The organism is Microbacterium sp. F2E (assembly GCF_020905435.1).
Lineage (GTDB): Bacteria > Actinomycetota > Actinomycetes > Actinomycetales > Microbacteriaceae > Microbacterium > Microbacterium lacticum.
Genome location: NZ_JAJJIB010000013.1, coordinates 1 through 13,291 on the forward strand (window position 1 = coordinate 1; position 13,291 = coordinate 13,291).

The window sequence follows — 13,291 nt, forward strand, 5'->3', positions numbered from 1 at the left end:
ACTCCCCGGCGGGGTCCTCGAATGGACCTCACCCACCGGACGGATCTACCGCGAAGACGCCCCCGCCCCACCCGTCGCGTTCACCCCGGCATCCACCAGCACTACCGCAACCGACGAACCACCACCGTTCTGAGCCGAGCAGTCACACACCGCACCGGCGGTGCGCCCGCGCCCGGCGCGGGGCCGACCGTGCACCGCGAGGCTCGCGAGCGCCCACCGCGCCATCCGTGCACCACGACGTCCGTGCCGCGCTACCGCCCGGCGCGCGTCAGCGCTCCCAGGCGCTCCGCTCGCGTTCGGCGAACTGGCGGAAGGTCGTCGCGGGCCGACCCGTCAAGCGGCGCACCATCCGGTTGGGCAGCGCCGAGACGTTCAGGCGAACGATCCGATAGATCATCTTCTGCACGGTGATGTAATCGTCGGTATAGCCGTCGGTGCGAAGCCGGTCGAGGTACTCCGCCTCCGTCGGACGGGCGTACCGGATCTCACGCCCCAGCACGTCGCTCAGAATGCGCGCGACGGTCCGGTAGGTCAGCGTCTGCTCGCCGTTCAGCGTGTACGCGCGCCGCTCGTGCCCGGGTGAGGTGAACACTGCCGCGGCGACCGCACCGATGTCATCCGTGTCGATGAAGGCGGTGAACGCCCGACCGGCCGGCAGGAAGATCTCGTCGCGGTCGCGGATCCCGTCGCGATACGTCGTCGACAGGTTCTGCATGAAGAAGTTCGGCCGCAGAAAGGTATACGGCGCATCGCGCGTGCGCAGATACTCCTCGACGGCGTGGTGCGATGATGAGGATTCGCTTGCCCATTCCCGTTCCTTCTGCCTGTCTCGGTCGATCGATCACTGGGTGCCAGGGGTCGCGCGTGCGGCGCGTGTCAGAGCAGGTCGCGGCGGTGCACGAGCGCCGCGGCGCCGATCAGCGGCGCGTCGCCGCCGAGCCCCGCGCGCACGACCCGCAGCCGCGCCGCGTAGCCGTTCACCGCCGCCGCGCGCACCGACGCCTCGATCTGCGCGGTGAAGTCCTCCGCGACGAACGAGAACCCGCCGCCGACGACGGCGAGCTCGAGGTCGAGCAGCGTCGCCGCGTTCGCGAGGCCCACCCCGATCGCGTGCGCCGAGCGCGCGACGGCCGCCCGTGCGAGCGCATCGCCCCGGCGGTACGCGTCGGCGAGCTCCTCGCCGGTCGACCCGTCCCAGCCCTCCGCGCGCGCCCACGCGACGATGTGCGGACCCGACGCGAGCTGCTCGACGGTGGACGCCGAGGCATCCCCCTCGATCTCGGCGACGACGATCTGCCCCAGATGTCCGGCATTCCCCGACGCTCCCGCCAGCAGCCGCCCGCCGGAGATGATGCCGCCGCCGATGCCCGTCGAGACGACGAACACGATCGCGTCGTCGACGCTCTGCGCCGCACCGAGCCACGCCTCGGCCAGTGCGATGCACGTGCCGTCGAGGCGGAGGGTCACGTCATCGAGTCCCGACTCCTGCCGCACGAGGTCGACGAGGGCGAGCCCGTGCACCGCGGGGAGGTTGATCGGGGCGACGGTGCCCGCGGCGAGGTCGATCGGCCCCGCCGAGCCGATGCCCGCGGCCGACACCGACGCCCACTCCGGCAGCGCGCGGCAGCGCGCGATGACGGATGCCACGGCACGCACGAGCACATCCCGGTCGGCGGCCGCCGCCGCGCCCGTCGCCTCCCGCGTGCGCGAGCCCTCCACGATCCGACCCGTCTCGTCGACGAGAGCCGCCTCGACCTTGGTGCCGCCGAGATCGATCGCGAGAGCGAGTGTCATGAGAGCCTTCCGAGGTTGCGGGGCATGCCGGTTGCGGTATGGCTCTCAGCGTAGTGTCGGCCCCAGCGATCGGCATCCGCCTTTGGCTTCGTCCAAAGTCGCCGAAGGATCCGCATATGACCGCCGTCGCTCTCCGCTCCTCGTCCGCCGCCCCGGCCTCGACGATGGGGCCCATCCGACAGACGTACGCGACAGCCGAGACGTTCCCGCCCGTCGCCCGCGCCTACACCCAGGTCTCGCAGGTCGCCAAAGAGCTCGGCCTGCTGCGGCGTGCTCCGGTGTTCTACTCGCTCGTCGGCGCCGCCCTGGTGCTGGCGCTCGCGGGCTGCATCGCGGGGTTCGTGCTGCTCGGCCACAGCTGGTTCCAGCTGCTCATCGCGGCGGCGCTCGGAGTCGTGCTCACGCAGGTCGCGTTCCTCGCCCACGAAGCCGCGCACCGGCAGATCCTCTCCTCGGGCAGAGCGAACGACCGGCTCGCCCGCATCCTCGCGGCCGGCGTCGTCGGCATCAGCTACGCCTGGTGGGACTCGAAGCACTCGCGCCACCACGCCAACCCGAACCGGGTCGGCAAAGACCCCGACATCGAGGTCGACACCGTGTCGTTCCTGACGGAGGATGCCGCGCAGGCACGAGGCATCCGTCGCCTCATCACCCGGCGTCAGGGCTGGCTGTTCTTCCCGCTGCTGACGCTCGAAGGGCTGAACCTGCACGCTCTCGGCCTGCGGCACCTCTTCTCACGGCAGCCCGTGAAGGGGCGCGGCGTCGAGCTCGCCCTCATCGGCGCGCGTTTCGCGATCGTCGCCGGGGCGCTGTTCGTCTTCCTGCCCGTCGGCATGGCGTTCGCGTTCCTCGGCGTGCAACTCGCCGTCTTCGGCGTCTACATGGGCGCGTCGTTCGCGCCGAACCACAAGGGCATGCCGATTATCGCGGAAGGCGCGCGACTCGATTTCTTCAGCAAGCAGGTGCGAACGTCGCGGAACATCCGCGGCGGATGGTGGGCGACGGCGCTCCTCGGCGGGCTGAACTACCAGGTGGAGCACCACCTGTTTCCGAGCATGGCGCGCCCGCACCTGTCGAAGGTGCGCGTCGTCGTGCGCGAGTTCTGCGAGACCCACGACGTGCCCTACACCGAGACCAGCCTGTGGCGGTCGTACGCGATCGTGATCGACTACCTCAACCGCGTCGGTCTCGCGGCGCGCGACCCCTTCGACTGCCCGATGGTGGGGCAGTACCGCCGCGCCTGACGGCCGACATCGGGCGCAGGCGCGGCGGGATCGTCCGTCGGGTCAGGCGTTGCGCTTCACGACGCGCATGAGCCACGCGATGATCGCGATGATCAGGATCACCAGGCCGATCCACAGCAGGAACTTCGCCGCCTCGACGAAGACGCCGAGAAGGATCAGCACGATGGCGACGACGAGAAGAATGATGGCGAGTGTCATGCCTCGATTCTCTCCCCGTCGGTCCGACGGTGCGTAGGGGTTGACAGCCGGAACGGCATCTGTCAACCCCTCGCTCTGTACGCGTGGCATCCGATTCAGTAGTGGAAAGACACGCAACGCAGGCGGAGGAGACACGAGGGCGCAGCCATGAAAGACATCCTGATCGGAGGCCACCGCATCCTGACGACCGACGACATCGCCGACGCGGTGCTGTCGTATGCACGCGTTCTGATCGAACGCCGCACCGCCGATATCGTCGAGTTTCCGAGCATCCATGACGGGTCGCCCACCCTGTGCTCGCTGCTGCTCGGGGGGACGGGTCTCATGGCGGTCGTCGACGCGCCGGTCGCCCTGGCGGCGCCGGTCGGCGGCGCCGATCTCGCTCTCGACGAGATCACGCGGCGCGCCGACGCCCTGCGCGGCGCGGAGGTGCTGCGCTGAGGGATGCTGGCGTGCTGATCGACCGGCTACGGTAGAGGCGTGGGCAGGTTCAATTACGACGGCAGTGTCAAGGTCGACCTCGACGACCGGGTGCTGGCGCACCTGCAGGTCGTCATCACGCAGAAGCTGCGGCGCGGCGAGCCGTTCCCGTTCACGTGGCGGAACGACCCGAGTCTCGGCGACGGACGCACCACGGTGTGGCTGCACCCCAACGCGTCGCTCGTGTACAAGTACCACGGCAGTCGGCAGCCCGCGCTCAATCGCGCGTGGCTCGAGGCGCTCACCCACGCCGCGAACTCGACGGCGGGGCTGCACATCGTGCCCGAGCCCGAGGGCGCCTATACCGGCGAGGTCATGACCGGCTGAGCGCCGGTCAGTCGGCGACCTCGACGGCCTGCGGCGACTCGTCTTCCACGCCGTCCGGGTCGATGTGCTCGGAGACCAGGGTGATCCCGCCCGACGAGTTCGCCGACTGCGCGAGATCTTCGATCCACGATCGGCTGAGCTCGGCCGGCTCGAGGTCGTCGAACACGAAGCGCAGCGGGATCGACGGGTGCAGCCAGATCGTGCTCCGCCCCCGCGGCTCGTCGGGAAGGTGCTGCCACGAGACCGTGAAGCTCTCCCCGCGGCGCAGCTTGGTGGCGATGACGACTTTCAGGTGCGCCAGCGCCCGGTCCTCGATGTGGATCGGCGTCGCCGACCCTCCGTAGTAGATGGTTCCCACGCCAGAATTGTAAATCGACTTCCAGGGTGGCGGTGGGAGGCGGGGTCGCGCTCGTGCGACGCCGTCTTACGCCGTGTTGCGTCACGTGTCGCCTCGCCTTCCGACCGGCGGGGCGTCGGCCCGACGCTGGGGGAGTGACCCACGTCGTCGATGCTCCCGGCCTGCGTGCGGCGCTCGCCGCGCAGCGCCCCGTGCGTCTGCTCGACGTGCGGTGGCGGCTCGATCAGCCCGAGGGGCGGCCCGCGTATCTCGCCGCTCACCTGCCCGGGGCGGTCTACGTCGACCTCGAACGCGAGCTCTCGCGCGTCGGTCACCCGGAAGACGGCCGCTATCCGCTTCCCGACCCGGCAGCACTCGAGCGCGCGGCGCGCGGCTGGGGTCTCGACGACGGAGACCTCGTCGTCGCCTACGACGACAACGACGGCGTCGCCGCATCGCGGGCGTGGTGGCTGCTCCGCCGGCACGGCGTCGACGTGCGCGTGCTCGACGGAGGCATCCGCGCCTGGGTGGGGCAGGGACTGCCGGTCGAATCGGGCGACCGCGTGGCGCCGACCGGTCGCGTGCGACTGCGGGCGACGGATGCCTCGGATGACGGCGTCGCGACGATCGACGACGCGGCGCGCGCGCCGCTCGAGGGCACCCTGATCGACGTGCGCGCGCCGGATCACTATCGCGGAAGCTCGGCCGGCGCAGACCCGGCCGCAGGACACATTCCGGGGGCGGTGAACATCCCGACCGTGTCGTACATCGACCGCGACGGGCGTCTGCGCGGACCGGAGCAGATCCGCGCCGTGCTCCGCGTCGGCGGCGTCGACCTGACTCGCGAGATCGTGCTCTACTGCAGCGTCGGCATCGCGTCGACGCACTCGGCACTCGCGCTCGCGCAGGCCGGGGTCGACGCCCGCGTCTACCCCGGATCGTGGAGCCAGTGGTCGCGCACGCGCGGGCGCCCCGTCGCCGTCGGCCCGACCCCCGGCGACGCCTTCCGCGGCTGGTGAACCCGCCCGCGCTTCTCGCTTCCGCGGCGGGCCGAGGTGACTTGTGGGCAGTTGTTGCGGCTTGAGTCACGGGTATCCCGTCACTGCTGCGCAGGAGTCAACCCCACGCGCGGCGCGACAGGAGCCGAGTCAGGCCGCGGCGGGGCGCCACCCGAGGCGCGGGGCGAGGGCTCCGGCGATGTCGCCGAGGATCTGGAGGTAGTCGTCGCGTTCGAAGCTGAACGGCAGCGCGGGGGACAGCGCGGGCGCCGATACTCAGCGGCGACGCGTCTGCCCCTGCGCGACGGTGCCGCCGCGCGCGGGCACCCGGGACAGTGGCCGGGCGCGAGCGCCGAGGCTCAGTCGATGAGGGAGTGCGCGCCCAGGCGGTGCCACTGCCTGTTGTGGTAGACGAGCGCGCCGCCCTCGTCACCGACGTCGTCGATGTCGCGGGCGATCGACCCCTGCAGGGCCTGCGCGGCGATCACGGTCGAGGCGCCGGCATCCATTCGGCTGATCACCGCGCACCGCGCCCACGCGCGGACGCCGTGGAAGACGGGTTCTCCGGTCGTGAGGCTCGACCACGCGGAGCGGTCGGCGAAGCGGTCGACGCCACTCGTCGCGCCGAGGCGAGCGATGTCGAGGTCGTCCGCGTCGAGCAGATGAACGACCAGCGTCGGCGCCGTGCGCAGGGTCGGCGTCGCCGACGAGAGGCTCGAGATCGAGAAGATGAGCAGCGGCGGGTCGACCGACACCGACGACACCGACGAGGCGGTGAGGGCGACCGGTCCGTCGTCGCCGATCGCAGTGATGACCGTCACGCCCGCGGGGTGACCGCGGAAGAACGCCTTGAACGCGTCGGCTGACACCGCCGGGGCGCCCTCGACGGCGAGGGAGGCGAGGTCGGGGCGACGGTGCGGCTGCGGTGTGCTCATAGCCCCGACGTTAGGCAGATCGACGATCGCGTGCGCGCCCGATCGCAACATGGCGACATGCGGCGCGCGCAGGCCCCCGCGCTCACTCGACCGCGGCGGCCAGAGCCCGGTCGAGGTCGGCGATGAGGTCATCCGCCGTCTCGATGCCGACGGAGAGCCGGATGAGCCCGTCGGTGATGCCGAGGCGCTCGCGCTCTTCGGCGGAGAACGAGACGTGCGTCGTCGTCGCCGGGTGCAGGGCCATCGAGCGGACGTCGCCGATGTTCGTCATGCGGCTGATCAGCTGCAGCGCGTCGAAGAAACGCTCGGCGCCCGCGCGTCCGCCGCGCACCGTGAACGCGAACACCGACCCGGCGTGGCCGCCGAAGCGCTCCAGCGCGATCCGGTGGTACGGGCTCGACTCGAGCCCCGCGTAGTCGACGCTCTCGACCGCCCGGTGCTCGGCGAGCCACCGGGCGATCACGTCGGCGTTGGCGAGATGCTGGCGCATGCGGAGCGAGAGGGTCTCGATGCCCTGTTGCAGCAGGAACGAGTTCACCGGCGACAGCGCCGCCCCGAGGTCGTTGACGATGCCGAAGCGCAGGTAGGCCTCGAGCGCGCGTGGGCCGTAGGCCTCGGCGTAGGAGTGCTTGCCGGGGGCGACCGGGTCGGTGATCCCCGGGTAGCGGCGCGTCGTGCCCTGCCAGTCGAAGGAGCCCCCGTCGACGATGACCCCCGACAGTGCGGCGCCGTGGCCGGTGAGGAACTTCGTCGACGAGTGCACCACGACGTCGGCGCCGTGCTCGAACGGGCGGATGACGTAGGGCGTCGCGACGGTGTTGTCGACGATGAGCGGGATGCCATGGGCGCGCGCGACCTCGGAGACGAACGCGACGTCGACGAGGTCGTTCTTCGGGTTCGGGATCGTCTCGACGAAGATCGCCTTCGTCGAGGGCTGGATCAGCCGCTCCCACTCGGCCCGGTCGGAGGGGTCCCGCACGTAGTCGGTGGCGACGCCCAGCCGGGCGAACGTGCGGTCGAACAGGATCCGGGTGCCGCTGTAGATGCTCGCGGTCGACAGGAGCCGCTCGCCCGAGCCGGCGAGACCCAGCAGCAGCGCGGAGATCGCCGCCTGACCCGAGCCCACGACGATCGCCCCCGTGCCGCCCTCGAGCGACGCGATGCGCCGCTCGGCGACCTGGTGCGTCGGGTTCAGGTTCCGCGAATAGAGCTGCCCTTCCTCGGCGCCGGTGAAGCGCGCCTCGGCCTCGGCGAAGTCGTCGAACAGGTACGCCGCCGTCAGGTAGATCGGGGTGATGCGGGCGCGGTGGTTGCGCTCCTCGGCTTCGCCGGCGTGCACCTGCCGGGTGTCGAAGCCGAACTCGTCGGGGTTCGTACTCACTCCCACAGAGTAGGCGGGGTCGTCGATCGGTGACGCCGGAGACGTAACACTCGCGGCATCCGGCCCGGTGGGTTACGCTGGGCGCGTGTCGCTGACCTGTCGCTGTTGTCGCTGAGCCCTTCCGGCTCCCTTCGACGACCCCGACAGCCCGCCGCAGCTCGCGCGCCCGCTCTTCCGCCGGCGCCCGCGGCCTCACCCCAGGACATCCCATGCGCTACGCCTCGCACATCGCCGACCTCGTCGGAAACACCCCGCTCGTCCGTCTGAACGACGTCGCCGCCGGAACGCGCGCGACCGTGCTCGCCAAAGTCGAGTACCTGAACCCCGGCGGCTCCGCGAAAGACCGCATCGCCGCGCGGATCATCGACGCCGCCGAGGCATCCGGGCAACTCCGCCCCGGCGGCACGATCGTCGAGCCGACGAGCGGCAACACCGGCGTCGGACTCGCCCTGGTCGCCCTGCAGCGCGGCTACCGGATGATCTTCGTCGTGCCCGACAAGTTCACCGGCGAGAAGACCGCGGTGCTCCGGGCCTACGGCGCCGAGGTCGTCGAGGTGCCGACGAACGTGCCGCCCGAGCATCCCGACTCGTACTACAGCGTCTCCGACCGGCTCGCGCGCGAGATCCCCGGGGCGTTCAAGCCGAACCAGTTCGCGAACCCGAACGGGCCGCGCGCGCACTACGAGACGACCGGCCCGGAGATCTGGCGCGACACCGACGGGCTCGTCACCCACTTCGTCGCCGGCATCGGCACGGGCGGAACCATCAGCGGCACGGGACGCTTTCTGAAGGATGCCACGGCGGGCGAGGCCGTCGTCGTGGGCGCCGACCCGGAGGGCTCGATCTACTCCGGCGGACCGATCCACGGCTACGCCGTCGAGGGCGTCGGCGAGGACTTCTACCCCGACACGTTCGACCCCTCCGTCGTAGACCGCTACGAGCGCGTCTCCGACGCCGAGAGCTTCGCGATGACCCGGCGCCTCGCCCGCGAGGAGGGTCTCCTCGTCGGCGGATCGTCGGGCATGGCGGTCGTCGCGGCGCTCCGCGTCGCGCGCGACCTCCCCGCCGACGCGGTCGTCGTCGTGCTGCTGCCCGACCACGGCCGCGGCTACCTGTCGCGACTGTACGACGACGCGTGGCTCGAGGCCCGAGGCATCCACCTCGACACCGACGCTGTCACCGACCCCATCGCCGAAGGAGCACGCTCATGACCAGCCACACCGCCCGCGGGTTCGCGAGCCTGGCCGTGCACGCCGGGCAGGAGCCCGACGGCGCCACCGGCGCCGTCATCCCGCCGGTGCATTTCTCGACGACGTATGCCCAAGACGACATCGGCGGGCTGCGCGGCGGATACGAGTACGGGCGCAGCGGAAATCCGACGCGCACCGCGCTGCAGGCCCAGGTCGCCGCGATCGAGGGCGGGGCGCACGCGTTCTCGTTCGCGTCGGGGCTCGCCGCCGAAGACACGCTGCTGCGCGCCGCGCTCGCACCCAGCGACGAGGTGCTGCTCGGCAGCGACGTCTACGGCGGCACCTACCGGCTGCTCGCCCGGGTGCTCGGGCCGTGGGGCGTGCGCCTGCGCGTCGTCGACATGAGCGATCTCGACGCCGTGCGCGCCGCCGTCGAGACCGCGCCGCCGCAGATCGTCTGGGTCGAGACGCCGTCGAACCCGCTGCTGCGGATCACCGACATCGCCGGCCTCGCCGAGATCGGGCACGCGGTCGGCGCCCTCGTCGTCGTCGACAACACGTTCGCGACGCCGGCGCTGCAGCAGCCGCTCGCCCTCGGTGCCGACGTCGTCGTGCACTCGACCACCAAATACCTCGGCGGGCATTCCGACGTCGTCGGGGGAGCGCTCATCGTGAACGACGACGCGCTCGCCGAGAAGATCGGCTTTCTGCAGTACGCGGTCGGTGCCGTGTCGGGTCCGCTCGACGCGTGGCTCACGACACGCGGCATCAAGACCCTCGCCGTGCGCATGCAGCGGCACAGCGAGAACGCCGCGGCGGTGGCCGCATTCCTCGAGGGGCATGAACGCGTCGCGCGCGTGTACTACCCGGGCCTCTCCTCGCACCCGGGCCACGCGCTCGCGGCGCGGCAGATGTCGGGGTTCGGCGGCATCGTCTCGGTCGCGCTCGAATCGGGCGAGGCGGCGCGGCGCTTCGCTGAATCCACGCGTCTGTTCACTCTCGCCGAGTCGCTCGGCGGCGTCGAGTCGCTCGTCAACTACCCGGATGCCATGACCCACGCCTCGGTCCGTGGCACCGAGGCCGCGGTGCCCGTCGAGGTCGTGCGCCTCTCGGTGGGCATCGAAGACGAGGCCGACCTTCTCGCCGACGTGGAGCAGGCGCTCGCGCGCTGACGCGGGGCGGCCAAGGTTTCTCGGTGAAGGGGAACGCCCCGGCGGCGGAGAACGCAGCGCGCCTCTAGCGTGGAGGCATGAGCGACAAGGCAGGGTGGGCCGTTCTCGGCGCCGGCGGAATCAGCAGCGACTTCTTGCGGGCGCTGCCGGCGGCGCAGCTCGGCACGCTGCGAGCGGTCGGCGCGCGCGATGCAGGTCGTGCCCGGGCGTTCGCAGACGAGGTCCCCGCCGACTTTCCCGGAGCGGCGGCGGGCACGTACGACGAGGTGCTCGCCCGTGACGACGTCGATGCTGTGTACATCGGCACGGTGCACACGTCGCATCGCGAGCTGAGTCTCGCCGCGCTCGCCGCGGGCAAGGCTGTGCTGTGCGAGAAGCCCCTCGGCATCGACGTGGCCGAGACCGAAGAGGTCCTCGCCGCGGCGGAGGCCGCCGGGCTGCCCCTCGTCGAGGCCTTCAAGTACCGGTTCGGGCCGTTCCCCGACCTGATGCGCGAGCTCGTCGCGGGCGGCGACCTGGGCGAGATCGTCGAGGTCGAGGCATCCATCGGGTTCGCGGCCGACCGCGGCATCGCGCGCCTCTTCGACCCGGCGCTGGCCGGCGGCGCCCTGCTCGACGCCGGCTGCTACCCGGTGTCGTTCGCGGTAGGGGTGGCCGCGTGGGCCGGGCGGCTCGGGGCATCCATACCGACCGTCGTGAGTGCGACGGGCGTGATCGGTGAGACGGGCGTCGATGAGGATGCCTCGGCGACCCTCGACCTCGGCGGCATCTGCGCGCACATGCAGACCTCGATCACGCGGGCGTTGCCGCGCACGGCGGTCATCCGTGGCACGCGGGGCGAACTCGAGATCCCGAACGTGTGGGGCAGCCGCGTCGCCTCGACCGACGCGGCCGTGCTGCGCCGCCCCGGCCGCCCCGACGAGCACCTGCACACCGCGACGGTCAGCCCGATGGCCGCCGAAGCCGACGCGACGATCGCGGCACTGCGCAGCGGCCGCACCGAGGTGCCCGAGATGCCCTGGACCGACACCCGCGCCACCGCCGCCCTGCTCGCGCAGTGGCGCGCCGCGCTGGGGTGAGCGCGCGACGCTGAGGCGCCGGCGCGCGGGATTCGATGGCGCAGCTCGTCGCTTCAGGTGTCTCGAACCGGCCAGATGCGCCATCGTTTCCGGGGGCGCGCGGCATCGCCGGCCCGGCCCAACGCCTCAGACCCCGACCCGGCCTCAGACCCCGACCCCGGCGCCGCAGGGCGCGCGCGGCGCCGCTCGCGCCAGGCGGCGACCTCGGCCTCGACATCACGCGTCGGCGTGACGACGGGCGGCCCGCCCTGCAACTGCCGCCGCGCGTCGATCACGCGCCGGTTGAAGTCGTCGACGTACTCGCGCACGTCGCTCTCGCGGGTCAGCGCATCGACGCGCGCGGCGAACTCGGCGTGCTCGCCGCGCAGCAGCAGCGCGGGCGGGCCGAGCCCGGTGAGCTGCTCCGACTGGATCTTGCGGCGGATCCACCAGTCCGGATCATGATGATCGCCGAGGCCTTCGAGGGGCTTGCCCGCTCCCGGCAGATCGTCGAACTCCCCGCGCCGGATCGCCTGCTGGATCGCCGTCTCGACATACAGCGCCCGCTCGTGCGCATTCCGCGCGGGTGGGGCGGCGGGCACCGCAGCCGGCGGGGTGGATGCCTCGGCATCCGCTTCTCGTGAGGCGGCGCCCGCCTCGGCATCCGCACCCTCGTCGTCCGCGGCGATGCGGGCCATCCGGTAGCGTGCCGCCTCAAGGCGCGGGTCTTCGCTCATGGCTCCAGGCTATGACGTGACCGCGGCCGCGGGGTGGGGAGCTCGTGGCGGACTTGTCGGCGCATCTGGTCGCTATCGCGTCAGGTGACGACCATACGCGCCGACAAAACCCCGACCGGATCAGACCGCGCGGATCGAGGGCTGCCGCGGCCCGTGCAGTTGGCTGTGCAGGCGTTCCATGCGGGCGTCGAGCAGGGCCGCCGAGTCGGCCGCCTCTTTCAGTTCGGCGAGTAGCCCGTCGGGCACGACGCCGGCGTATTTGTAGTAGATCTTGTGCTCGAGGCTCGCCCAGAAATCCATCGCGATGGTGCGGAACTGCACCTCGACGGCGACGTCGACGCGGCCGGACGAGAGGAACACGGGCACCTCGACGATGACGTGCAGGCTCTGATATCCGTTGCGCTTGGGCTCGGCGATGTAGTCCTTGACCTCGCGCACCGCGATGTCGTCTTGCGCCGTGAGGAGGTCGAAAAGGCGGTAGGCGTCTTTCGTGAAACTCGTCGTGACGCGGATGCCGGCGATGTCGGTGATCCCGGCGCGAATGGCGTCGAACGTCGGCTCGATGCCCTTGCGACCGAGCTTGTCGACGATGCTGTCGGCAGTCTTGACGCGGCTCGAGACGTGCTCGATCGGGTTGTATTCGTGCATCAGCAAGAACTCGTCGCGCAAGATGCCGAGCTTGGTCTCGACCTCGCGCAGCCCGAACTGGTACTCCAGCAGAAACCGCTGGAACTCGTCGCGCATCGCGCGCAGCTGGTCGGGGGAGAAGGTCGACACCCCGTCGCCGGTCACGACAGACAAGGGTTCAGCCGAGGCATCCATGCCTTCGACCGTACCCACGACGTCTTGGGGAGCGCTGTGGATGCCGGTACCGCTCGCCGCGAGCGGGCGATACCTTCAGGGGATGAAGCCCGTGACCGTCGCCGTGCTGGGAGGTCTCGCCGTCGTGCTCTACGCCGCCGTCGCGGCGCTGCAGATTCTCGTCTGGAACCCGCTCGCGGCGGTGCCGGGCGCGAGCCTCGTCGAGATCTCGGGCCATCTCGACGACACCGGTGAGGCGTTCAGCCCCTGGTCGGTGCTGGCGACGCTTCTCGTCGGGCCGGTGCTCGCGCTGGCGTTGGTCGTGATCGCCGCGCTCGGCCGTCTCTCGGCGGTCTGGTGCGGTGCGGCGGTGTGCGCCGTGATCGCCGCCGGGGCGCTGGGCTACTTCGGGGCGGCCTTCATTCCGGGCATGTCGTTGGCGGATGCCTATGGCATCAGCGGCGGCGACCACGCGCCCGGTGGTCTGGTGCTCTGCGCGGTCAGCGCCGTCGCGGCCGCGGGGGCGATCGTCTTCGCGGTCGTCGCGGCCCGGCGCGGTGCGCGCGGTGCGGGAGCGGGCGCGGGCGTCGGCGCGCGCGGGCCGGTGCCCGCGCTGTAAACCGGACCAGCGCGCCACAG

Annotated in this window: 16 protein-coding genes and 1 pseudogene; 9 read left to right on the plus strand and 8 right to left on the minus strand. The window is 71.5% G+C overall.

The features are described from left to right. Positions 1-133, plus strand: a pseudogene (locus LOK55_RS10400) (HNH endonuclease); the annotation flags it as partial. Between the two features lie 135 nt (positions 134-268). Here the strand turns inward: LOK55_RS10400 and LOK55_RS10405 are convergent. Then, positions 269-838: an NmrA family NAD(P)-binding protein gene (locus LOK55_RS10405; RefSeq protein WP_229935368.1), complete on the minus strand. Its 570-nt coding sequence runs from the start codon at positions 836-838 to the stop codon at positions 269-271. A gap of 38 nt (positions 839-876) precedes the next feature. Beyond that, positions 877-1,794, minus strand: a complete 918-nt coding sequence (locus LOK55_RS10410; RefSeq protein WP_229935309.1) for an ROK family protein — start codon at positions 1,792-1,794, stop codon at positions 877-879. 116 nt (positions 1,795-1,910) lie between these two features. Between LOK55_RS10410 and LOK55_RS10415 the strand changes: the two genes are divergently transcribed. Next, positions 1,911-3,038 (plus strand): acyl-CoA desaturase, encoded by a 1,128-nt coding sequence (locus LOK55_RS10415; RefSeq protein WP_229935310.1) that lies wholly within the window; start codon positions 1,911-1,913, stop codon positions 3,036-3,038. Between the two features lie 42 nt (positions 3,039-3,080). On the opposite strand, the gene LOK55_RS10420 is transcribed toward LOK55_RS10415, so the two are convergent. Next, entirely contained in the window at positions 3,081-3,236 is a 156-nt protein-coding gene (locus LOK55_RS10420; protein WP_170214286.1) for a hypothetical protein, read from the minus strand. A 147-nt stretch (positions 3,237-3,383) separates the two neighbouring features. On the opposite strand from LOK55_RS10420, the gene LOK55_RS10425 reads away from it, so the two are divergent. Both LOK55_RS10425 and LOK55_RS10430 read left to right on the plus strand, forming a co-directional pair. Next, positions 3,384-3,677: a hypothetical protein gene (locus tag LOK55_RS10425; protein ID WP_196323484.1), complete on the plus strand. Its 294-nt coding sequence runs from the start codon at positions 3,384-3,386 to the stop codon at positions 3,675-3,677. 39 nt (positions 3,678-3,716) lie between these two features. Further along, positions 3,717-4,043 (plus strand): ATP-dependent DNA ligase, encoded by a 327-nt coding sequence (locus LOK55_RS10430; RefSeq protein WP_196323483.1) that lies wholly within the window; start codon positions 3,717-3,719, stop codon positions 4,041-4,043. Between the two features lie 7 nt (positions 4,044-4,050). Here LOK55_RS10430 and LOK55_RS10435 read toward each other — a convergent pair whose 3' ends face one another. Next, the gene (locus LOK55_RS10435; protein ID WP_229935311.1) at positions 4,051-4,401 is read right to left on the minus strand and encodes a hypothetical protein; all 351 of its coding nucleotides are present in this window, start codon (positions 4,399-4,401) and stop codon (positions 4,051-4,053) included. A 134-nt stretch (positions 4,402-4,535) separates the two neighbouring features. Between LOK55_RS10435 and LOK55_RS10440 the strand changes: the two genes are divergently transcribed. Continuing rightward, complete coding sequence (locus LOK55_RS10440) at positions 4,536-5,399, plus strand: sulfurtransferase (protein WP_229935312.1); 864 nt, start codon at positions 4,536-4,538, stop codon at positions 5,397-5,399. A 338-nt stretch (positions 5,400-5,737) separates the two neighbouring features. Here LOK55_RS10440 and LOK55_RS10445 read toward each other — a convergent pair whose 3' ends face one another. Continuing rightward, positions 5,738-6,313: a flavin reductase family protein gene (locus LOK55_RS10445; RefSeq protein ID WP_229935313.1), complete on the minus strand. Its 576-nt coding sequence runs from the start codon at positions 6,311-6,313 to the stop codon at positions 5,738-5,740. Between the two features lie 82 nt (positions 6,314-6,395). Beyond that, positions 6,396-7,694 carry an O-acetylhomoserine aminocarboxypropyltransferase/cysteine synthase family protein gene (locus LOK55_RS10450; RefSeq protein WP_374107650.1) on the minus strand — a complete coding sequence of 433 codons (1,299 nt, stop codon included), beginning with the start codon at positions 7,692-7,694 and terminating at the stop codon, positions 6,396-6,398. A gap of 209 nt (positions 7,695-7,903) precedes the next feature. Here LOK55_RS10450 and LOK55_RS10455 point away from each other — a divergent pair, with 209 nt between their 5' ends. The 3 genes from LOK55_RS10455 to LOK55_RS10465 all read left to right on the plus strand — a co-directional run bounded on the left by LOK55_RS10455 (position 7,904) and on the right by LOK55_RS10465 (position 11,135). Next, complete coding sequence (locus LOK55_RS10455; RefSeq protein ID WP_229935315.1) at positions 7,904-8,905, plus strand: pyridoxal-phosphate dependent enzyme; 1,002 nt, start codon at positions 7,904-7,906, stop codon at positions 8,903-8,905. Continuing rightward, positions 8,902-10,056 (plus strand): cystathionine gamma-synthase, encoded by a 1,155-nt coding sequence (locus LOK55_RS10460; protein ID WP_229935316.1) that lies wholly within the window; start codon positions 8,902-8,904, stop codon positions 10,054-10,056. Before LOK55_RS10455 ends, LOK55_RS10460 begins: the two co-directional genes overlap by 4 nt. Before the next feature lie 77 nt (positions 10,057-10,133). Then, positions 10,134-11,135 (plus strand): Gfo/Idh/MocA family protein, encoded by a 1,002-nt coding sequence (locus tag LOK55_RS10465; protein ID WP_229935317.1) that lies wholly within the window; start codon positions 10,134-10,136, stop codon positions 11,133-11,135. A 53-nt stretch (positions 11,136-11,188) separates the two neighbouring features. Here LOK55_RS10465 and LOK55_RS10470 read toward each other — a convergent pair whose 3' ends face one another. Together LOK55_RS10470 and LOK55_RS10475 are read right to left on the minus strand one after the other, a co-directional pair. After that, positions 11,189-11,851, minus strand: a complete 663-nt coding sequence (locus tag LOK55_RS10470) for a DUF1992 domain-containing protein (RefSeq protein ID WP_229935318.1) — start codon at positions 11,849-11,851, stop codon at positions 11,189-11,191. 120 nt (positions 11,852-11,971) lie between these two features. Beyond that, positions 11,972-12,673 (minus strand): GTP pyrophosphokinase family protein, encoded by a 702-nt coding sequence (locus tag LOK55_RS10475; protein WP_196384577.1) that lies wholly within the window; start codon positions 12,671-12,673, stop codon positions 11,972-11,974. An 82-nt stretch (positions 12,674-12,755) separates the two neighbouring features. Between LOK55_RS10475 and LOK55_RS10480 the strand changes: the two genes are divergently transcribed. Further along, positions 12,756-13,271, plus strand: a complete 516-nt coding sequence (locus LOK55_RS10480; RefSeq protein ID WP_229935319.1) for a hypothetical protein — start codon at positions 12,756-12,758, stop codon at positions 13,269-13,271. Positions 13,272-13,291 lie beyond the last annotated feature (20 nt).